Genomic DNA, 20,938 nt, shown 5'->3' with positions numbered 1-20,938 from the left:
GGCACCTCAGCCCGGACAGTGCGCGATTGACATAAATTATATGCAGTAGTACGTCGGCCATTCAATTGCAAGTCAACAGCAAAAGCGTTTCAACTCATAAATGTGGCAGAGATGCAAGTCATATGCATACTTCTAAAAATTGAAGTCAACTGGGCTCCGCCAAATCTAATGAATTGTCAAACAAGTCCTTTGCTGTTACCGTGAGTCACGTCACGCTACCTGCGGGCACAACTGAAGAAGGAGAAAGCAATGACTACTTTCGAAAAGAATGTCGAAGTTGACGAAGTTCTCGTTTCGCCGGACGCTTCAACCTACATTCCCGTCTATGTGCCGACCATCGAAGAAACAGTGAAGGCGAGTGGCGGCCACCGCCAGTTCACTCAGATGTAAGTCCTTTCAAGCCGCTAAAGTGTAGGAGTATTTCTTGCGAAACTTGCGAGAAGATCTCCGTGTCCCTGATGCCAAGGCCGACCTTTACCTCGTCGGTCTTGGCATCGGCGGATTCAATCGGAGAACTATAGAAACTGATGAGGCTTTGCGCAGCTGCGCAACTATCCTTCACTTGACCGCATTTGATAAAGAAATCCGCGAACAATATACATCAAATATTATCAATCTACAGTCGACTTATGAAGCAACTGATCATGCAGTCACGGCCTACGAGCTCATGGAGGAATTTGTTTTTGACCATGTAGAACGCAACCATTTCCTTGGGTCGGTTGCTTTCATGACATACGGTCATCCGCTCTTCCTGGTCAATAGTGGCTGGAACCTTCTCGAGAGATGCTCCAGTCTGGGGTTCCGAGCAAAGGCACTGCCAGCGACGTCATTTGTGGATCAGGTACTTATCGATCTTGGTAAGCGGTTTGATGCTGGAGTGCAACTGTACGAAGCGGCTACTTTCATGCAGCATGAGGTCGCTGTTGATCCCAGATTCCCTTTATTGCTCTCACAGGTCGGGGACTTTGGTACGGATAGTCTGAGGATTAATGGGAACCGAGTGGCCCGCTTGATGCCGTTGCTTGAATATGTGAAAGCTTCCTATCCGGCAGATCGTATGTGCACGCTGATTATGTCCCCATGGCGTTCCGATATGGGCCCAGAGATGGCAGTTGTCTCCGTTGGAGATATTGAGACCCTTGTTTCGTCCATCCATACGGGTTGCAGTGTGTATGTGGACGGCATTTATGACTAGGGGGGCCGGTATCGAGGGCGAGAAGATATCTCGCGGGTCGTTGAGCTTTAACTTTTGGGGGGTCCAAGTGTCGCGTTGATCATGATGATGATCGGGCCCACCTTGACTACTACTTTCAGGACTATCGGAGTGCGCCCAGCGACGTTGAGCCCGAGTTCAGGTTGTGGCTGAGATCGCCCACAGTTCCCTTCACGTGGGACGTCGCGGACGACCAGGTTGTTTTGATACAAGACGAGGAAGGCGTCTGGCGAAACGCGTCAGTGAATAGGTCGGTGGTGCCGACTCCTTTGCCGCCCTTCGGCCTTCCTCCACTGTCGACGCGAATGCGGACGGTCCACGGTTGCGCAGCAACCCCGCGGGATGATCCTGACCGTGCCCTACTCATTCACGGCGCCTCAACCGTAGGGAAATCTTCTTTGCTGCTGGGCCTCCTCAAGGAGGGGTGGCATTTCGTTTCGGACGATACCGTTCCTGTAACCGCTCAACACTGCTTCATCCCGTTCACGCGCCCGGTGGGCATTCGGCAAGCTACCCTGCAGCGGACTCCATGGCTGGCGCCCTTTATGTCTAAGGCGAAGAAATTTGATACTCCCACTGGCATTACCGCGGCGCTGCATCCCAGGGACTTTGGTGCGGCTATTAGTTCCGCGATGCCCGCATGGGTTTGGACTGTCATTGTGGAGTCGTCTGAGGACTTCGATGTTGAAAAGCTAGGGCCATGCACCATCAAGATCTCGTTTGATGTCCGCACTCACTTGGCACAGGCACAGGAGGCAATCTTGGTGCTCGTGGAAGGTAGACAATGACTGGGAGATCACCATCCGTGGATTCAAACCTCGGAAAGATGCTGCTCTTGGAATTCTTTGGCGTCGGTGTAGAGGTTACATGCACAGCCGCCGACTTCGAAGACTTGGAGTTCCTCTACCGCAAGTTTGTTTCCCCCAGTGCGTCTCCTGAGGTCAGTGTTCATCTCCAGTGCCTGGACTGGCCAGAGCGCGGGTTCTTCCAAAGTCTGCTTTCAAAGGATGGGCTGAGGAAGCGAATCACCATTTGCCGCGATGGCTTGCCGCCGGAAGTCTCCGAATTTACTTCATGGTCGACAGTGCCTTCCCCGCTTCCCCCATTTTTGCATTCCCGACTTTGGGGTCGCTTGGCAAGTCATCCAGGTGCGATAGTCCGACTCCCCGATGACCGGGTCCTTGCCATTATTGGAGACCACTACGTCGGGAAGACCTCGACGATGCTTGAACTTTGTCGTCGTGGATCGAAGCTTGTCAGTGACAGCCTGATGATATTTGAGGCAGCTAACAGCGCTGCCCAGACATTTCAGATGCCGCTGGGCTTCCGTCGGTCCACTTTGGTCGAGCTGATACCGTCGCTCCCGTCTTTTGACCATCGTTTATCGGTCTCTCCGGATACTGGACTCGTGGCACTTGTGCATCCTGAAGATATTCTGGGGGAAAGTAACTCACCTGGGGGTTGTGTTGATCTTGTTCTGGTCCTGTCAAAAACTGGGGGTGAAATGGTGATTGAATCCGTGTCAACACCAAAATTGGGGTGGTTCAGTGGTGCGCCCGCGGAGCTGCTGGAGAGTTTGTTACCTGCTGAAGCAATTGCTGTTCGATACCCCGATGGTACCAGTACTGAATGCATTGCCAATTTTATTGAGATGGAACTAATGCGATGACTCTAATTCGAGCTTCAGACTTGACTAAACATTACAAAGGTAAAGAGCGCCCTGCTGTTGACGGAGTCTCATTGGAAATTGAGTCAGGTGAAGTGATTGCCGTTGTGGGTCACAATGGCGCGGGAAAGTCTTCACTTTTTGACATGCTCGGTGGGCTAACGAGGCCCGATAAGGGGAGTGTCGAACTTTGTGTTGATGTTGATGAAATAGGGTGGTGCCCCCAGAGGGAAATCATCGATTGGTCCCTGACCGTACGGCAGAACATCGCCCTTGGACTGGAACTTCGCCAAAAGAGCTTCTTGCGGAGGGGGCGCCAGGACCTTATGGAACTCAGTGAGGCCATGGGGCTGACCCCGTATCTTGATCAAACTGCCGAGACCTTGTCGGGAGGGGAACTTCGTCGAACCCAGATCGCTCGAGCCATGGCCGGAGATCCTCCCCTGATGATCCTTGATGAACCTACAACAGGTCTCGATCCCTCAGGAATTTCTGAAGTGTTTGCTTACTTGGAGCGGCGCCGCCGCGATGGTGCCGCCGCCATTATCAGCACGCATGAGACATCACGTTTTTCCAGCCGATGTACAAGGGTCATCGCAATGGAAAATGGCAGCCTGATCTCGGATCTTCCTGTGGGGGAATTCATGAGTGTTGTCCCCCAGTCCGAGGACCTTTGGGACGCCTACCTCTCACGGGTGGGTCAGTCGTGATTCGGTCCCTGATTCTTACCAAGTTCCATTTTCTCTCAATGTGGAACTGGCGTTCGGTGTATATAGGACGCTTTATTGAACCCATCGCCTATCTCGCTCTTCTGGGCGGAGGGCTTGGGGGAGCGATGGATTTGGGTGAGGGCAACTACTCGAACTTTGTCCTGTCCGGAGTCATCTGCTTGGTCGCCTTCCGGGCAGCCACCGCCGCAGTCAGCGATGTGGCCAATGACAGGAAATGGGGTGTCTTTGCTATTTTCATGATGCAAGGTGGTCGCACCTCTGGATACCTGTTCAGCTTGGTCACATGCGCTGTCTTGATATTCTCTGCCCAGGTCCTGCTCCTGGTTCTCGTGGCATGGCTGATCTTCGGAGGTGGAGTTTTCACCGCTTTGGATATGGGCGCCTACTTGCTCATCGGCGCTTTGGTCGTAGGCGGCTGGGTGGGATTCGGTGCGGCGACCGGAGCGAGAATCCAGTCCTACTCCAAGCGAGATCTGATAGTCACTCTGACCACACTTCCGGTGGTTCTGGCTGCGCCGCTCTTTTATCCTCTGGATTCCGCGCCCGCGTACATCAAACTTATCTCCGCGCTCAACCCTCTTACCTATCAAGTTGGCTGGCTAAGAATGGAGGACAGTCAAGGCTGGGGGGTCGCAGTATTGGCCGCTCTTGTGTGGTGTGTCGTTGGCCTTACACTCGCACACGTCCTCCTTCGTTCTGCCGAAAAAGTCTCCCAAGAAAGGTGAGTATTCGGTGGCGGCATACTGCTGGCCTCAGCAGACCCTCAGCATGTACCCAGCAGCCCGCAGAGCAACCCACCCGACTGGGTTGGACTGGGAGTCGGACTGGGCGAGGGGCCCGGGGAAGCAGTAGCCGTCGCCGTTGCCGTGGGTGACGGTGTGGGCGAGGCCGTCTGAGTAGCTGTGGGCGACGGAGCGGGTGCAGCCTGCTGCTGCGCCGGGGTGGTGAAGGAGTACACCACATCGACAAAGTAGTTGGTCGCGTTCCAGGAGTTGGCCGGCATGACGCCACCGGATCCATACCGGTAGCGGCCGTTGTTCGGGCCACTGGCGGTGAACACCCCGCTGGTGTAAGTCTGGTTGAAGAACCCTGAGGTGTAGGAGTAGCGGCCATTGGGTGCCCTGTAGGACACTACGTAGGTTTGGCCTGTCACCAACGCGACTGGTGCGGAGAGGGTGGCAGTTTGCCAGCCCGTGGCGGTCTCATTGGTGAAGGTCACCTGCGCCAGGCGCGTACCTGCCGAGTTCCACAACGAACCCACGTGGGTTCCGGTGTTGCCGGCCCCCTTGTAGAAACGTATGCCTGTCACGTTCCCTGCCTGCGAAACACTGAAAGCAGTACCGAGTTCCACAGGCATGAAGTCGGACGCGGAAACTATCTGGGGCGTCAGCGATCCAAAGATCGTGGACACCTGGACGGTGGGCGCCGCAGTGGTGAATTGCCAGTTGGTAGTCGGGAACGACTGCCCCTGTTGGGAGACGACATTACTGACGCTGGCCGAGATCACGGTGCTGTTGGGCAGCGCCGCGGTGGGGGTGAACGTGACGGTCCGGCTGTCCGCAGAGAGGGCAGCTGCACCGGCTACAGGAGTGCCGTTCGCCGTCAGGGTGAACGATGTTCCTGGGTTGATGGCGGACGAGAAGGTGATGGATGGCCTAACGTCCGTCGGAATGCCCGTGGCGCCAGGGGCAGGGACCTGTTCGGTTACCGTCAGTGGCTGGGCGGGCGTAGCGAACACTACGTCCACCAGATAGCTGGCCGTGGACGATGCTCCGGGAAAGTCGCCGTTGTAGCTGAAGGCACCTGAGTCATTAGCAGTGCGCAGTGGTCCGCTCGTCAAACCTGCACCAAATCCGCCGGCAGTGTAGGAGTACTTGCCGGTGGGAGTCTTGTAAGCCGCGACGTACTCAGTGTCGGCGTCGATGGTGACAGGTTGGCTGAACGTTGCGGTTTGCCAGCCAGTGCTTGACTCGTTGGTGAAAGTCACAGTTGCGAGGAGTTGTCCCGTTGCAGTGAAAAGCGAACCGGTGTGGGTTCCCGTGTTGCCGGCCGCCTTGTAGAAGCGCACCCCGGTGATCTGGCCCGCCGTATCGCTGGCGAACCGGACACCGAGCGACAGCGCGACACCGTCATCGGCGTTGGGCGTTGTGGGCGTCACGGTGTCCTGGTAGAGCGTGCAGGGGCAAACACCCGGGGTACGCGGTGGGGGAACAGTCGTGAACGTCCAGGTTCCGCCGGCGGACATAGGTTGTCCGGAGACTGAAGTTGCCGTTACCGTCGCCGTGTAGGAGGTCCCTGCGGTCAGGGCAGCGGTGGGGGTGAACGTGACTTTTCGGGTAGCTGAGTCGTAGGTCGTCGCGCCGGCAACTGCGGCGCCACCCGTCACCTTGACTGCCATGCTGACGCTGGACGCCACCGCGGCCTCGGACAGCACGGCACTGACTGCGGTGTTCAGTGGAACACTTGAAGCGTTTGGCAGCGGCGAGTGTGAGCCGACCGTGAATGGCGGATTCGGTACCGTCACCACGACGTCCACCAAGTAGCTGGTGGTCGATCGTGAGGCGGCAAAGTCGCCGCTGTAGGTGTACGCCCCGGCATCCGATGCCGCCCGCAACGGACCAACACTGAGCCCTGACCCGAAGCCGTTGGTGGTGGCCGAGTAGGTACCCGTCAACGATTTATAGGACACGATGTACTCCGTGTTGGCAGCCATCTGGACAGGCTGGCTGAACATCGCAGTCTGCCATCCGGAGGAACTTTCGTTGGTAAATGCCACCGTGGCCAACTGCTGGCCTGCCGCGGTGTACAAGGCTCCGTTGTGGGTGCCCGTGTTCCCAGCGGACTTGTAAAAGCGCATACCCAGCACTTCACCAGCCGATACGCTGGAGAATCTCACACCGAGGGTCAACGGCACGCCTTCACGGAGTTCGGCGATCCCGGGTGTGACGGAATCATCGAAGAGGCTGCACGGGCAAGAACCCGGAACAGGCAACGTCGCTGCAGTGGTGAAGGACCACGTCCCTCCGGCAGTGACTGGGCCGCCGATCGAATCGGTGCCTGACAACGTCGCTGTGAATTGGGTGCTGAACGCCAGGGCGTTCGACGGCGTGAATGTCGCCCGCCGCGTCGCGGCGTCGTATGCCGTAGTGCCGGCCACAGGTCCCGACGGCGACTGCAGCGTCAGCTGGACGCTGGCCGCCGTGACGGGCTTGGAGAAGACAGCACTAACTTTGGTGTTCACGGACACGCTCGACGACGACGGAATGGGCGAGTGGCCCGTGACGGTCATGGGGGAGCTGTCTACCGTGCTGAAGAGCGCGTCCGCGAAGTAGTTGCCACCGTTGAAGCTGGTGGTGGGGAATCCCGGCGAGGTGCTGTAGACGCCCGCCGGTTCAGCCCCGAAACCACCAGCAACCTTCAACGGCGCGTCGGTGGAACCGAAACTCGCCCATTGATGGTCTTTGGTGGCGTAGTGGCCGTTGGGTGCCCAATAGGACGCCGTATATTTCTGGCCGGCCGCAACAGGCACGGCCTGGCTGAACAGGGCTGTTTGCCAGCCAGACGCCGTTTCATTGGTGAACGTGGCTGTCGCCAAGCGCTCGCCGGTTGCGCTCCACAATGAGCCGGTATGCGTGCCGGTGTTGGCGGTGCTCTTGTAGAAGCGGACGCCGGTGATAAAGCCGTCCACCGATGGTGTGAACCGCAGACCCATTTCGTAGGCTCCACCGTCACCTGAGTCTTTGACCACAGGAACTGTTTGGCCGAATACGCTGTACGGTCCGCTGAGGGTCAGGTTCCTGGTGGCGGCGGCACCGATGTTGGCGCTGTCGTCGATGGCCCGCGCCTGGATGGTGGCCGTAGCGAGGCCCTTCTGGATGTACGTATAGGTCCAGCTCTGCTTTCCCGTGGCGGGGTGCCAGGTGGTTCCACCGTCGGTGGACACTTCGACGCCAGCCACAACGCCACCCACATCCGTGGCAGTGCCCGTAACGGTGACGGAGCTGCCGTGCGTCACGGTAGCTCCGTTGGCTGGTGCGGAGATGGCGGCGGTGGGCTTGGTGGTATCGGTGCTGGCGACCGCGGCGACCAGTCCTGCCGCGCGAGTGGCGGGTTGCGCACCCATGTCGGCGAGGATGTTGACCTGCGCCTGCCGCATGCGGGCATCGGCGGGAGCACCATTGCCGTCGTGCATCTGGTCCAAGCCCCAGGTCCACTGGACGCTGCCCGCTGAGAAGACCAACGCGCCACTGGCTGCCCGATACAGGGTGAGATTATGCGTGGTAGTCCCTGGAGCCACGGTGTTTCCAAAGTCCTGAAGATATTGTGGAACGTTGCCCACTGTGGTGGACAACCGGATCAAACCTGCTGGACGGAATCCATTGTCCAGGTCTTCGTTTGATTCGTATCCCACAGTATGGGGAGCCAGCGCTGCGGATGAACCGGCGGGAAGCGCCGCCAAAGGCGTATTGCGCCACAGCCGGGTCTTACCTTCTTCCGCGGACACCGTCACGGGCAGGTCTGAGAAGTTGGACATATACAGCGTGCCTGTCAGGCCATTCTCGGGCAGGCCGCCGCCGTTGGCTTGGGCCGCGAAGCGGGGATCACGCCACGTGCCCGTCCATTGGGCAGTGGGATCAATCTTTTCATTTGCCCATGTTTCCTTGTAACAGGTCAGCGTCCGGTTGGCGGCACCGTCAACGATCGATGGCTCAAACCGTGTCCTCCAATACATTTCGTTGCCCGAAAGGAATTGGAGATTCACCCCTGCATCCCGCGCCGCCGTGACGTTGGCCCGTTGGGAACCTGACCAGTATTCGTCGTGTCCTACTGACAGGAATACCTTATGGTTCAGCAATTCTCCGCCGTTGCGGTCAGCATCGAGGCCGCTGATGTAGCTGACGTCGTAGCCGTTCTGTTCCAGGAAACGCACCATGGGGTATTCGTTGGCGAAATAGAAGTCCCGGCCATCCGGACCTCCCCTGGTTGCCACGGGACGGTTGTAGCTGACCTTATAGGCGCGGCCGTTCACCCCCTGATAAAAGTCAGCCCCGCCGTAGGAGTTATACGCCTGCCAGGTCTGGTCCGCGGTCTGGAAGACCACGGCAGAACGGTTGCCATCGTTGCGGACGACGAACGTGATGTGGCTCATGCCGCCCGTATCGGGACGACGGAGGAGCGCAATGTAGACACCCGATACGGCCGTGGAGGGCACCTGCCACGTTGCAGATACCGCCCAAGTGCCGCAGTCGTAAATTCCGGTGGTGACATCAGTCCGGCAAGCTGGCTGGTTTTGCCTGAGGACTGACGGCGTGACATCGGCGACCTTTCGGGCTCCATTGCCCGCATACCAGCCTGTCCGGTAAATCGCGATGGTGTAGTTGGGCGCGTTAGTGTCCACCTTGAAGCGGATGGGTTGGCCGGCGTTGACACTAATTTCCGTGGAAAATCCCTGGATTGTATCGTCGCCGGCACCATCAATATCCCACTCGGAGGCGGGACTTCCCGTCTTGGAGTTCTCGCACACCACGGCGTTCACTACAGGGTCGCACGGACCCGCAGCCACCGCCGCTGGCGCAGTAAGGGGCAAGAGGGCCGCCACCGTGGCGATCACCAAGGGCACGAGGAAACCCTTGAGGACTCGCTGGGGTCGGTTGGCTGAAGTACCGGGCATCAGAACTCCTGGGGGTGGCGCGCCGAAAATGCATATGCGGGTCCGCGATTTCATACACGGGCCCTGCTTGCCGCTCCCCAGCCAGGGTCAAACCAAGATCTTCAGTTATGAACATGGGGCATTGTGCACTTGGCTCGACGTTCCGAAGATCGGGACCGGATCCGGCAGTGGCAGAACCAAAGTTCATGCTGCAGCCGGATCACCGGAACGAACAGGCCAAGTAGCCCTTGGCAGGAGTGTAGGGGTGTGTCCGGCCGATCACAAGGCGTTCCGGCAACAGATCCATGGATTTCGCTCAAACGGCAGTAGATTTAGGGGATACAACGGCCACCCAGGAGAACCGAAGCGCCTTGCACCTGAAAAGTTTGACTGTCCGAGGATTCAAGTCGTTCGCGTCGGCTACGACGTTCGACTTTGAGCCCGGCGTCACTGCTGTCGTCGGTCCCAACGGGTCGGGTAAATCCAACGTGGTTGATGCCTTGGCATGGGTGATGGGGGAGCAGGGTGCAAAAACCCTGCGCGGCGGCAAGATGGAGGATGTCATCTTCGCCGGCACGTCCGGCCGGCCGCCTCTGGGCCGTGCGCATGTCTCCCTCACCATCGACAACGCGGACAACGCGCTCCCCATCGACTACAGCGAAGTCACCATCTCCCGGACACTCTTCCGGACCGGCGGCTCCGAATACGCCATCAACGGCGCACCCTGCAGGCTTCTGGACATCCAGGAACTCCTCTCAGATTCCGGCCTGGGTCGCGAAATGCACGTCATTGTGGGCCAGGGCCAACTGGACAGGGTCCTGCACGCCACACCGGAAGACCGGCGGGGTTTCATTGAAGAGGCAGCAGGAATCCTCAAGCATCGCCGCCGCAAGGAAAAGACCGTCCGCAAACTCGAAGCCATGCAGGCCAACCTGGCACGGCTCGGCGACCTTACCGCGGAAATCCGGCGTCAATTGACTCCTTTGGGCAAGCAGGCGGAAATCGCCCGCCGTGCCCAGACGGTCCAGTTCGATGTCAGGGATGCCAGGGCCCGCCTCCTGGCCGATGACCTGGTGCAGCTCACTACAAGTCTTGAACAGGATGTTGCCGACGAAGCGGCGTTGAAGGAACGACGCCAGGTGGTGGAGGCGGAACTGGGGACGGGACGTCGGCGCCAGGCTGCCTTGGAACAGCAGGCAGCCGAATCAACCCCGAAGCTCAACGCCGCGCGTGATCATTGGTACCAGCTCTCTGCCGGCCGGGAGAGGTTTCGTTCTCTTGGATCCCTTGCTTCTGAGCGTCGCCGGCTTCTGGGTTCTTCCGAGGCCGCGGCGGATACAGGCCGGGACCCGGAGCAGCTGGAACGCCAGGCCGCCCGGGTGCGCGAGGAAGAGTCCGCCCTGCAGCATGACATCCTGGCGAAGCAAGCCGCACTTCTTGAAGCCACGGTGGCCAAGGACGCTGCTGAATCGCTGGCGGCCGCCGAAGACAAGCGGCTCACGGCCATGTTGCGCGCCGCTGCCGACCGCAGGGAAGGGCTCGCCAGGCTTGCAGGCCAAGTGGCGGCCGCCAGGTCCAGGGCCGAAGCCGCCGAAGCTGAACGTGGCCGGCTCAGGGAATCCCTCGCATCCGGCGATGAACGTCGCCGCAAGGCCCAGAGCGAGTTCACGGCGCTTGAATCCCAGGTGGCCGGCGTTGAGGACGGCGAGGAGAGCTTGGATGCCGATTACGAAAATGCGAACGATGTCCTGGATGCTGTCCTTGCCGAAATTGAGGAACTGAAAGCCGCGGAACGGGAAGCTGTCCGCGAGAGGGATGCCCTGACAGCGCGCAGGGATGCCCTGCAACTGGGACTCAACCGGAAGGATGGCTCCGGCAGCCTCCTGACGGCCGAGGGCGTTCTTGGACCGCTGGCTGCGTTGGTGGCCATTGAGCCCGGTTTCGAGGCAGCCGTCGCCGCAGCATTGGGGAGCGCCTCGGACGCCTTGGTCGTTGCAGATGCTGCAAGTGCAGCAGCAGCCCTCAGATCCCTGAAAGACGCCGACGCCGGGCGGGCAGCCCTGGTTCTCGCCGGTGGTTCCGCCGCTGACGGAGATACTCCAGCCGACGTGCCGCTTCCGCACGGCGGCCGCTGGGCGTCCGACGTCGTGAAAATTTCCGATCCCGCAGCGGAAGGCGTGTTGGCCCTTCTGGCGGGGACCGCCGTCGTCGACGATCTTGACGCCGCGGCGGCCTTCATTTCCGAACAACCGGACCTGAAGGCGGTGACGAGGGAAGGTGACGTCTTCACCTCCCTGACCGTCACCGGCGGTTCGGCCACAGCGCCGTCGCTGTTGGAAGTCCAGGCAGCAGTGGACGACGCCGGTGCCCGCCTCCAGGACGTCACTGCCCGCTTGGAGCGGGGCCGTTTTGCCCTTGCCGGCGCCCAGTCCCGCCGCGCTGAAGCGCAGGACCGTGCGGACGCCGCGCTGGAACGCCTGCACGAGTCCGATGCCCGACTGGCTGCAGTGGCGGAGCGCCTGGGCCACCTGAATTCCGTTCTTCGCAGTGCCGTGGGCGAAAGCGACAGGCTGGCCGCCTCCATGGCCAAGGCCGAAGCCAACATCGCTGAAGCCCAACTGGATCTTGAAGTCGCCGCGGAACGCCTCGCCGCCGCCCAGGAGGCCCCGGACGAGGAACCATCCACGGATCAGCGCGACGAACTGGCCGCGCAAGCCAGGATGGCCCGTTCCTTCGAAACAGAAGCCCGCCTGGCCCTCAGGACGGCAGAAGAGCAACTGGGGGCGATCAGCAACCGGGCCGCGTCGCTTGAGCGGGCAGCCGCAACGGAACGGCGCGCCCGTGAAGAGGCGGCCCGTAGGGCCCAGCGCCGCCGAGCCCAGGCGCAGCGTGCGGCAGCAGTAGCTTCAGCGGTGGAACAGGCCCTGCGGTTCATCGATGTCTCGGTGGAGGCTGCCGGCTGGGAGCGCGACCTCGCAGAGCAGACCCGGGAACGGCTGGAGACGGAGCTGACGCTGGTCCGGACCGGCAATGAGGCCTTGGCGAAGGAGTTGGCCGAACTGACGGACTCCGTGCATCGGGACGAGATGGCGCGGACCCAGCAGCGCCTGCGTATCGAGGCCTTGGAGACACGTTCCATAGAGGAACTCGGCCTGTCCGGCGAACAACTCGTGGCAGACTATGGACCCGGGCTGCCTGTTCCGGTGCCCGCCGGAGCCACTGCCGACAAGTGGGCAGAGCTCCGGACACCCGTTGATGAGCATGGCCAGGCAATAGTGGACGGCATTCCGTTCGTCAGGGCTGAGCAGGAGAAAAGACTCAGAAAGGCTGAGCGGGAGCTGGCTGCCTTGGGCAAAGTGAACCCCCTGGCTCTGGAGGAGTTTGCCGCACTGGAAGAACGGCATCAGTTCCTCAGCTCGCAGCTCGAAGACCTCAAATCCAGCCGCAAAGACCTGTTGGACATCATCAAAGAAGTGGACGCCCGGGTCCAGCAGGTCTTCACTGAGGCCTTCGCCGACACCTCCGCCCAGTTCGACCACGTCTTTGCCAGGCTTTTCCCCGGCGGTGAGGGAAAGCTGGTACTCACGGATCCCGACGACATGCTGAACACGGGAATCGAAGTGGAGGCACGGCCCGCGGGGAAGAAGATCAAGCGGCTGTCCCTGCTCTCCGGTGGTGAACGGTCCCTCACGGCAGTGGCACTGTTGGTGGCAATATTCAAAGCCCGCCCGTCGCCGTTTTATGTCATGGACGAAGTGGAAGCGGCACTGGACGACACGAACCTGGGCCGGCTCATCACCATTTTTGAGGAACTGCGCGAGTCCAGCCAGTTGATTGTGATCACCCACCAGAAGCGGACTATGGAAGTGGCAGACGCCCTCTATGGGGTGACGATGAGGGGCGATGGCGTCTCCACCGTCATCAGCCAGAGGCTCGGTGCCGGGGCGTAGCTTTATGAGAAGGTAGGGGAGTGAACGATTTCCTACCCATAATTCTGTCCATTCTCGCTGCCCTCGTGGTGGTCGGCGGACTCGTGCCGGTACTCCTGAAGGCCCGGAAGTCCGGAGCGAAATACCCCGGAACCCGGGATGCGAACGACCCCCTGCAGTCGCCGGCAGCGGGCGGCGGAACCTTGGTGGAAGAGCGCCCGGACGCGGTGAAGGCCCCGGCTCCCACCTTTGACGGAACCGTCGAGGGCGCGGATGTGCCCGATGATGCCGCCGGGCTCGAAACCATTGCCATCGACACTCCTGCGCCGGTTGAAGGCCGCCTGACCCGCCTGCGCGCCCGCTTGGTCAAGTCCAACAGCATCCTGGGCAAGGGCCTCCTGGCTCTGCTGTCCGGCGACAAGATCGACGAAGACGTGTGGGACGAGGTGGAGGAAACCCTCCTCCTGGCCGACCTCGGCACCGAACCCACCATGCAGCTGGTTGATGCACTGCGTGAGCGCGTGAAGGTCTTGGGCACCCGCAGCCCCGAGGACGTCAAGGCGATGCTCCGCGAGGAACTCATCAAGCTGGTGGATCCCTCCATGGACCGCTCGTTGAACGTCGAGCGCAAGGGTGACCGTCCCGCCGTCGTGCTTGTTGTTGGTGTGAACGGCGTGGGCAAGACCACCACGGTGGGCAAGCTGGCACGCGTCCTGGTTGCCGAAGACAAGGACGTCCTGCTGGGCGCCGCTGATACTTTCCGCGCAGCTGCTGCCGAGCAGTTGGCCACCTGGGGACAGCGTGTAGGTGTCCCTACCGTCAGGTCCGACATCGACGGCGCCGACCCCGCCTCGGTGGCTTACGAGGCCGTAAAAGCCGGCATCGACCAGGAGGTCGATGTTGTCATGGTGGATACCGCTGGACGACTGCAGAACAAGACCGGCCTTATGGACGAACTCGGCAAGGTCAAGCGCGTCATCGAGAAGCTGGCTGAAGTGGACGAGGTCCTGCTGGTGCTGGACGCCACTACCGGGCAGAACGGCCTCAACCAGGCCCGCGTTTTCGCCGAGGTGGTCAATATCACCGGCATCGTGCTGACCAAACTGGACGGAACCGCAAAGGGCGGAATCGTTGTGGCCATCCAGAAGTCGCTGGGCGTGCCGGTCAAGCTCATTGGCTTGGGCGAAGGCCCCGACGACCTCGCACCGTTCGACGCCGAGAGCTTCGTGGACGCACTGCTCAACTAGCGCGGGTCCAAACCCCTCCGCATACAACTGGCTGGCAGCTTGGTGCGCCCTGAGGACTCAGGGCGCACCATGGCTGCCCGTCAGTTTTTTGGGTTTAAGGGGTTCCCGGGCCAGTAACCAACCTGCTGCCGTGAGGAGCAGAACGCCACCTGTGATGCCAAACGCCCAGCCATAGCCCAGCTGGTCGGCCAGGAGGCCCGCCACAACCGGTCCGATGATGGCACCCGTGTCCGCAGCCATTTGGAAGACCGCGAGCACCTTGCCTCCGGAGCGTCCCCTGCCAATGACATCAGCGACGGCGGCTTGTTGGGCCGGGCCCAACAATCCGGATCCGAACCCAGCCACCGCAGAAGCGACAAGGAATCCGGTCAGGTCCGTGGTGAGACCGATAACCCCGGTGGCCGCGCCCGTGATGAGCAGTCCGGGGATCAGCAGGGGCTTCCGTCCCCAGGCATCGGCCAAACGCCCGGAGAAGGTCAACGCCAAGGCGTTGCCCACCGCAAAGATGGCCAAGGCCCAGGCTGCCGTCTCAGGTTTGGACTGCAGGACAGCCACCGCGAACAGTGGAATAGTAGCCATGCGGACACCGAACGTCACCCAGCCATTACCGAAACTCGAGAACACCGCGGCACGGTAAGCGGAATCGGACAGAGCTTCCTTCAGGGTCATGGCCGGTGCCGGCTCAGCATCTTCTGCGGCGTTGCCCTCACCGCTCAGCATGGTCCGGACCACCAGCGCCGCCACCAGGAGCGCTCCTGCGTACGCCAGGAAAGGTACCCGGAGGCCGAAACCTGCCAGCAGACCTCCTACTACCGGCCCCAGGACGCTGCCGATCAGGAAGGCTGAGGCATACGCGCCGGAGACCCGCCCTCGTCGTTCAGGGGGTGCGAGGCGGATGAGCAGTCCCATCGCGGCCACGGTAAACATGACGGAGCCGGCTCCTCCGAGGCCACGGAAGATCAGCAGTTGCCAGTAATCCTGGGCAAACGCGCACGCCGCCGTGGACACTGCCACGATCAGCAGGCCTGAGACGTAGACGTTCCGTTCTCCAAAGCGTCCGATCAGGGCACCGCCTGCCGGAGCAAACACCAGGCGCATGAAGGCAAAGATGCTGACGATCACAGCGGCAGCCGTGGCGCCAACGTCGAAGGTGGCGGCGAATTGCGGCAAGACGGGCGCCACCAGCCCGAACCCCAAGGCGATCAGGAACGCTGCAGCCAACATCACCTTAATGTCGCGGGGCAACGGGGCTTTCTCCTGCCGGATCCTTGGAGCTTTGACGGATCTGGGCGGCTGCGTCATACGGGGCGGGTCCTTCAGGTGATGTGGGGCCGTGGTGGGCCGGATGGTCAAAAACCGGGGATTTCCAGAGAAGTCCGACGCCTGAAACATATCCGTAACACCGGAGATATGCACCATTTACGTTGGGGAGGTTGTTGTAACCAGCGCGCAATATAAAACCCGAGCAGGTGAAACACGGCGGCACAAAACTCTTAAGCAGGACGCAAACGGCGTCAGGACAGCGGTTGAACCGCAGATCTAGCAAGAGAGGAACGTGCACCATGGAACTTACCGCAGGTCACGTATGGGTCATGGTGGCGGCGGCGCTTGTGCTGTTCATGACACCTGGTCTGGCATTTTTCTACGGCGGCATGACACGCGCCAAGGCAGCCTTGAACATGATGATGATGAGCTTTATCTCCATCGGCATCGTGGGCGTCGTCTGGGTGCTGTGGGGCGCCTCAATGAGCTCCGGCGAGGGCTTCATGGAGATCGTGGGCAACCCGTTTGCCACCTTCGGCCTCGAAGGCATCAATACCCCTGATGGGCTCATCAAGGTTGGCTACGCAGCCACCTTCGCCATCATCACTGTTGCACTGATCAGCGGCGCGATCGCTGACCGCGCCAAGTTCGGCGCCTGGAGCATCTTCGTTCCGGTATGGGTGACCCTGGTCTACTGCCCGCTGGCCTACATGGTCTGGGGTGGCGGCCTGTTCGGTCCCGAAGGCGCAATCGGCAAGGCCCTCGGCCCGGCCATCGACTTCGCCGGCGGCACCGTGGTGCACATCAACGCCGGTGTGGCGGCGCTCGTCCTGGTCCTCATCATCGGCAACCGCCGCGGCTTCGGCAAGGACCCGAACCACCGCCCGCACAACATCCCGTTCGTCATGCTCGGTGCAGCAATCCTCTGGTTCGGCTGGTTCGGCTTCAACGGCGGTGCAGCAACAACAGCAGAGCAGGGTGGCCTGATCTGGATCAACACTCTGGCAGCTCCCGCAGCGGCCATGATCGGCTGGCTCATCACCGAACGTATCCGCGACGGTCACCCGACGTCGCTGGGCGCAGCATCCGGCGTGGTTGCCGGCCTCGTAGCCATCACCCCGGCATGTGCCAACGTCAGCCCGGTCGGGGCCCTTGGGCTTGGTGTCGTTGCCGGTGTGGCTTCCGCCCTGGCCGTCGGCCTCAAGTTCCGCTGGGGCTTCGATGACTCGCTGGATGTTGTGGGCGTCCACCTCGTCTCCGGCATCATCGGCACCGTGGCGCTGGGCTTCATCGCCCTTCCCGCCGACGGCGTAGGTGGCGGCCTCTTCTACGGCGGCGGCATGACCCAGATGTGGGCCCAGCTCGCAGCGGCCGGCATCGCCATCGCGTTCTCGGCCATCATGACGGCCATCATCGCCTTCGCCATCCACAAGACCATGGGCTTCAGGGTTTCCACGGAACAGGAGAACGTTGGCGTGGACCTCAGCCTCCACGCTGAGACGGCCTACGAATTCGGAGTCAACGGCCACGGCGGCAGCTTCCAGCCGCTGCACAACGCCATGACTGGAAAGTCGGAAACCGCCGCAGCCAAGACCCCCGCAGAAGGCAAGGAGAGTGTCCAGGCATGAAGCTCATTACAGCGATCGTCCGCCCCGAAAAGCTCGAAGCAGTCCGGGAAGGCCTCGAATCCTACGGGGTCCAGGGCCTGACGGTCAGCGCGGCCAGCGGCTACGGCCGCCAGCGCGGCTACACCGAGGTGTATCGCGGAGCTGAGTACAACGTGGATTTGCTGCCGAAGATCCGCATTGAGGTCCTCGCCACGGATGAGCAGGCCGACGACATCCTGGATGTCCTCATCGCCAGCTCCAACACCGGACGCGCCGGTGACGGCAAGGTGTGGACCGTGGATGTCTACGAAGCAGTCCGGGTCAGGACCGGGGAGCGCGGCTCGGCCGCAATCTAAGTCCTTCACCCAAAAAGGCGGGCCGGGTACCAGTCAAGGTACCCGGCCCGCTTTCGCGTGTGGGAGGACATGAGGCCTGCTATCTTAGGCCGCTGCCTGTCTTTAGTCCACGACGCCGGTGGGCCAGTCCGCCGGCCCCGCGCTGCCGGCGTCGTACTCTTCCAAGGGGACGTCGCCGCTCTCCCAGGCGCGAAGCACCGGCTCGATGATCCGCCAGCAGTCCTCGGCCGTATCGCCGCGGACGGACAGGAGGGGATCGCCGCTGATGATGCCTTCGAGCACCTCTCCATAGGGCAGCATTCCGGCCGCGCTGAGCTGGGTCACCAGACTGGCGCGGTCCAGGGTGAAGATGTCGCCGGGGCCGTTCACATCGACGTCAAGCTGGAGCACGTCCGGACCGAAGCCGATGCGCAACTGGTTGGGGGAGTCCACGCCGGAGAATCCTTTGGGAAGGTGGGGGACCGGGCGGAAGGTAATGACGGCTTCCTTGCGCCGGCGTCCCATGGCCTTGCCGGAGCGCAGGATGAACGGCACCCCCTTCCAGCGCCAGTTGTCGATCTCCACCCGGACCTCGGCCAGGGTTTCGGTATTGCGGGCCGGATCAACACCGTCCTCCGCTGCGTAATCCGGCACCGTCCGTTCCCCGAGGGTTCCCGCGGTGTACCGTGCCCGCCGTGTGGACTCCTTGAACGGAGCCTTGATGCTGCTGGCACGCAGAACGGTTGCCACGGCGTCGCGCAGGTCCCGCTCCTCGATGGTTGCCGGCGCGTCGATCGCCAGGAAAGCCATGATGTGCAGGAGGTGGCTCTGGATCATATCCCGGAGGGCACCGGCAGTGTCGTAGTAGCGTGCGCGTCCCTCAAGGGCCAAATCCTCGTCAAAGACGATTTCCACTTTTTCGATGTGTTCGCGGTTCCACACGGGCTCCAGGAACCGGTTGGCGAATCGAAGGCCCAGGATGTTCAACACCGTGGCTTTGCCCAGGAAGTGGTCCACGCGGTGGATGTGGTCTTCGGGGACCAGGGCCGCGAGCGTCTTGTTCAGTTCGTGGGCGGATTCGGTGCCTGAGCCGAAAGGCTTCTCCATCACCAAACGGGTCCCGGCAGGCACCTGATCGCTGTGAAGTACCTCGCAGGCCTTCTGACTGACGTGGGGAGGCAAAGCGAAATAGATGGCGACGGGTCCCTGCAAGGTGGCCAGGAGGTCCGCCAGGGGACCGTCCGCTGTGACATCAAGCTGGTGGTACTCGGTGGTGTCAGCGACTTTTGCCAGTGCCGCACGGCCGGCATCATCAGCCGTGCCCGAGGCCGCGTTGAACGCACCCGCAACCCGCTCCCGCCATTGTTCCGGAGACCAGGGGTCCGAGCCTGCACCTGCCAGCCGTAATCCGGGAGCCCTGCCGGAAGCCAGCAGTCCGGCGAGCCCGGGCAGCAGGAGCCTTCCTGTCAGGTCCCCGGACGCGCCGAGGATGAGCAACGTTTTTACAGTTGTTTTACTGGTCACTGTGCCAGCATGCCATCTTGCAGGTGCGACTTGGTACCCTAGATAGTCGAGTCCCCTAGTCGATTCAGATTTGTTGGGTTGAGACATGTTTGCTGGGGGCAATCGTCAAGACTCTGGTGTGCCGCATTGGCCGCCATTCGCAGACCATCGAAAGAAGTGCACGGCGCGTGTTCAATTCACTCTCTGACCGGTTGACAGCAACCTTCAAGAACCTTCGTGGCAAGGGCCGCCTCACCGAGGCTGATGTTGATGCCACAGTCCGGGAGATCCGCCGCGCCCTGCTGGACGCGGATGTTGCAGTATCAGTGGTCCGTGAGTTCACCGGCCGCGTGCGCGAACGTGCCTTGGGTGCCGAGGTTTCGGGTGCGTTGAACCCGAGCCAGCAGATCGTCAAGATCGTCAACGAGGAACTCGTGGAGATCCTCGGTGGCGAGACACGCCGGATCCGCCTGGCCAAGACTGGCCCCACCATCATCATGCTCGCCGGTCTCCAGGGTGCAGGTAAGACCACCCTTGCCGGCAAGTTGTCCAAGTGGCTGAAGGCCCAGGGCCACAGCCCCATGCTGGTTGCTTGCGATCTTCAGCGCCCCAACGCCGTGACACAGCTCCAAGTGGTGGGTCAGCGCGCCGGCGTCCCGGTGTTCGCTCCGCACCCTGGTGCCACCTCCGAGCTCGAGCACCCTGCCGGCGACCCCGTAGCGGTCGCGAAGGCAGGCGTCGAGGAAGCGCGCCAGAAGCTCCACGACGTCGTCATCGTCGATACCGCCGGCCGTCTTGGTGTCGACGCCGAGATGATGGACCAGGCCCGCCGGATACGTCAGGCCATCATCCCCAACGAAGTCCTCTTCGTGATCGATTCCATGATCGGCCAGGACGCCGTCAACACGGCGATGGCGTTTGATGAAGGTGTCAACTTCACGGGCATCGTGCTGTCCAAGCTCGACGGCGACGCCCGCGGTGGTGCCGCGCTGTCGGTAGCGTCCGTGACCGGCAAGCCGGTGATGTTCGCCTCCACCGGTGAAGGCCTGGACGACTTCGAGCTTTTCCACCCGGACCGCATGGCTTCCCGCATCCTTGACATGGGTGACGTCCTTACCCTGATCGAACAGGCTGAGAAGGCCTGGGACAAGGACGAAGCCGCCCGGATGGCGAAGAAGTTCGCCGACCAGGAAGACTTCACCCTGGACGACTTCCTCGCCCAGATGCAGCAGATCCGCAACATGGGCTCCATGAAGAAGATGCTCATGATGATGCCGGGTGCGCAAAACATCCGTCAGCAGCTGGAGAACTTCGATGAAAAGGAGATCGACCGCGTCGAAGCAATCGTCCGGTCCATGACGCCGCACGAACGCGTCGCTCCCAAGATCATCAACGGCTCACGCCGCGCCCGTATCGCCAAGGGTTCAGGCGTCCACGTGTCCGAGGTCAATGGCCTGCTGGAGCGCTTCGCCCAGGCCCAGAAGATGATGAAGAAACTTGCGCAGGGCGGCGGCATGCCGGGGATGCCCGGGATGCCTGGCCTTGGTGGCCCCGGCGGAAGCCGCAAGGGCGGCAAGAATGCGCCCAAGAAGAAGGCGCGTTCAGGCAACCCTGCCAAAGCAGCACAGGAACTGCGCGATGCCGAAGCCAAGCGGGCGAACGCAGCCTCGGCAGCACCGTCGGGTGCCGCTTTCGGCCAAGGCGCGGCAGAGTTCGATCCCTCATCGCTCAACCTTCCCAAGGGCTTCGATAAGTTCCTCGGCAAATAGGCCGCGGCTGACATCCCCACCGCGT

General features: G+C 61.4%; 13 protein-coding genes. 10 read left to right on the top strand and 3 right to left on the bottom strand.

Translation table 11 applies throughout. The annotated features are described in order from the left end of the window. The first annotated feature begins 249 nt into the window (after nucleotides 1–249). The 5 genes from AYX22_RS12905 (at nucleotide 250) to AYX22_RS12885 (ending at nucleotide 4,335) form a co-directional block, all read left to right on the top strand. Entirely contained in the window at nucleotides 250–390 is a 141-nt protein-coding gene (locus AYX22_RS12905; protein ID WP_207593808.1) for a hypothetical protein, read from the top strand. A gap of 34 nt (nucleotides 391–424) precedes the next feature. After that, entirely contained in the window at nucleotides 425–1,195 is a 771-nt protein-coding gene (locus AYX22_RS12900; protein WP_207593807.1) for an SAM-dependent methyltransferase, read from the top strand. Nucleotides 1,196–2,018: 823 nt separating this feature from the next. Then, nucleotides 2,019–2,882, top strand: a complete 864-nt coding sequence (locus AYX22_RS12895) for a hypothetical protein (RefSeq protein ID WP_207593806.1) — start codon at nucleotides 2,019–2,021, stop codon at nucleotides 2,880–2,882. Nucleotides 2,883–2,902: 20 nt separating this feature from the next. After that, a complete protein-coding gene (locus AYX22_RS12890) occupies nucleotides 2,903–3,589 on the top strand; it encodes an ABC transporter ATP-binding protein (RefSeq protein ID WP_207593805.1) in 687 nt (228 codons plus the stop codon). Next, nucleotides 3,586–4,335: an ABC transporter permease gene (locus AYX22_RS12885; protein WP_207593804.1), complete on the top strand. Its 750-nt coding sequence runs from the start codon at nucleotides 3,586–3,588 to the stop codon at nucleotides 4,333–4,335. The genes AYX22_RS12890 and AYX22_RS12885 overlap by 4 nt, the downstream gene beginning before the upstream one ends. Nucleotides 4,336–4,373: 38 nt before the next feature. Here AYX22_RS12885 and AYX22_RS12880 read toward each other — a convergent pair whose 3' ends face one another. After that, nucleotides 4,374–9,281 carry a DUF4082 domain-containing protein gene (locus AYX22_RS12880; RefSeq protein ID WP_207593803.1) on the bottom strand — a complete coding sequence of 1,636 codons (4,908 nt, stop codon included), beginning with the start codon at nucleotides 9,279–9,281 and terminating at the stop codon, nucleotides 4,374–4,376. 350 nt (nucleotides 9,282–9,631) lie between these two features. On the opposite strand from AYX22_RS12880, the gene smc reads away from it, so the two are divergent. Both smc and ftsY read left to right on the top strand, forming a co-directional pair. Then, nucleotides 9,632–13,210: a chromosome segregation protein SMC gene (gene smc, locus AYX22_RS12875; protein ID WP_207593802.1), complete on the top strand. Its 3,579-nt coding sequence runs from the start codon at nucleotides 9,632–9,634 to the stop codon at nucleotides 13,208–13,210. 20 nt (nucleotides 13,211–13,230) lie between these two features. Next, complete coding sequence (gene ftsY / locus AYX22_RS12870; RefSeq protein ID WP_207593801.1) at nucleotides 13,231–14,436, top strand: signal recognition particle-docking protein FtsY; 1,206 nt, start codon at nucleotides 13,231–13,233, stop codon at nucleotides 14,434–14,436. A gap of 57 nt (nucleotides 14,437–14,493) precedes the next feature. On the opposite strand, the gene AYX22_RS12865 is transcribed toward ftsY, so the two are convergent. Continuing rightward, nucleotides 14,494–15,738 carry an MFS transporter gene (locus tag AYX22_RS12865; RefSeq protein ID WP_207593800.1) on the bottom strand — a complete coding sequence of 415 codons (1,245 nt, stop codon included), beginning with the start codon at nucleotides 15,736–15,738 and terminating at the stop codon, nucleotides 14,494–14,496. A gap of 260 nt (nucleotides 15,739–15,998) precedes the next feature. Here AYX22_RS12865 and AYX22_RS12860 point away from each other — a divergent pair, with 260 nt between their 5' ends. Both AYX22_RS12860 and AYX22_RS12855 read left to right on the top strand, forming a co-directional pair. Next, entirely contained in the window at nucleotides 15,999–17,327 is a 1,329-nt protein-coding gene (locus AYX22_RS12860; RefSeq protein WP_207593799.1) for an ammonium transporter, read from the top strand. Continuing rightward, nucleotides 17,324–17,662: a P-II family nitrogen regulator gene (locus AYX22_RS12855; protein ID WP_089595433.1), complete on the top strand. Its 339-nt coding sequence runs from the start codon at nucleotides 17,324–17,326 to the stop codon at nucleotides 17,660–17,662. The genes AYX22_RS12860 and AYX22_RS12855 overlap by 4 nt, the downstream gene beginning before the upstream one ends. 102 nt (nucleotides 17,663–17,764) lie before the next feature. On the opposite strand, the gene AYX22_RS12850 is transcribed toward AYX22_RS12855, so the two are convergent. After that, entirely contained in the window at nucleotides 17,765–19,165 is a 1,401-nt protein-coding gene (locus AYX22_RS12850) for a glucose-6-phosphate dehydrogenase (protein ID WP_207593798.1), read from the bottom strand. 167 nt (nucleotides 19,166–19,332) lie between these two features. On the opposite strand from AYX22_RS12850, the gene ffh reads away from it, so the two are divergent. Then, entirely contained in the window at nucleotides 19,333–20,913 is a 1,581-nt protein-coding gene (gene ffh, locus AYX22_RS12845; protein ID WP_207593797.1) for a signal recognition particle protein, read from the top strand. Nucleotides 20,914–20,938 lie beyond the last annotated feature (25 nt).

The sequence above is a fragment of the Arthrobacter sp. D5-1 genome (assembly GCF_017357425.1).
Taxonomy (GTDB): domain Bacteria; phylum Actinomycetota; class Actinomycetes; order Actinomycetales; family Micrococcaceae; genus Arthrobacter.
The sequence above is the reverse complement of the archived record's forward strand: the minus strand, read 5'-3'. Positions and strand labels throughout refer to the sequence as shown.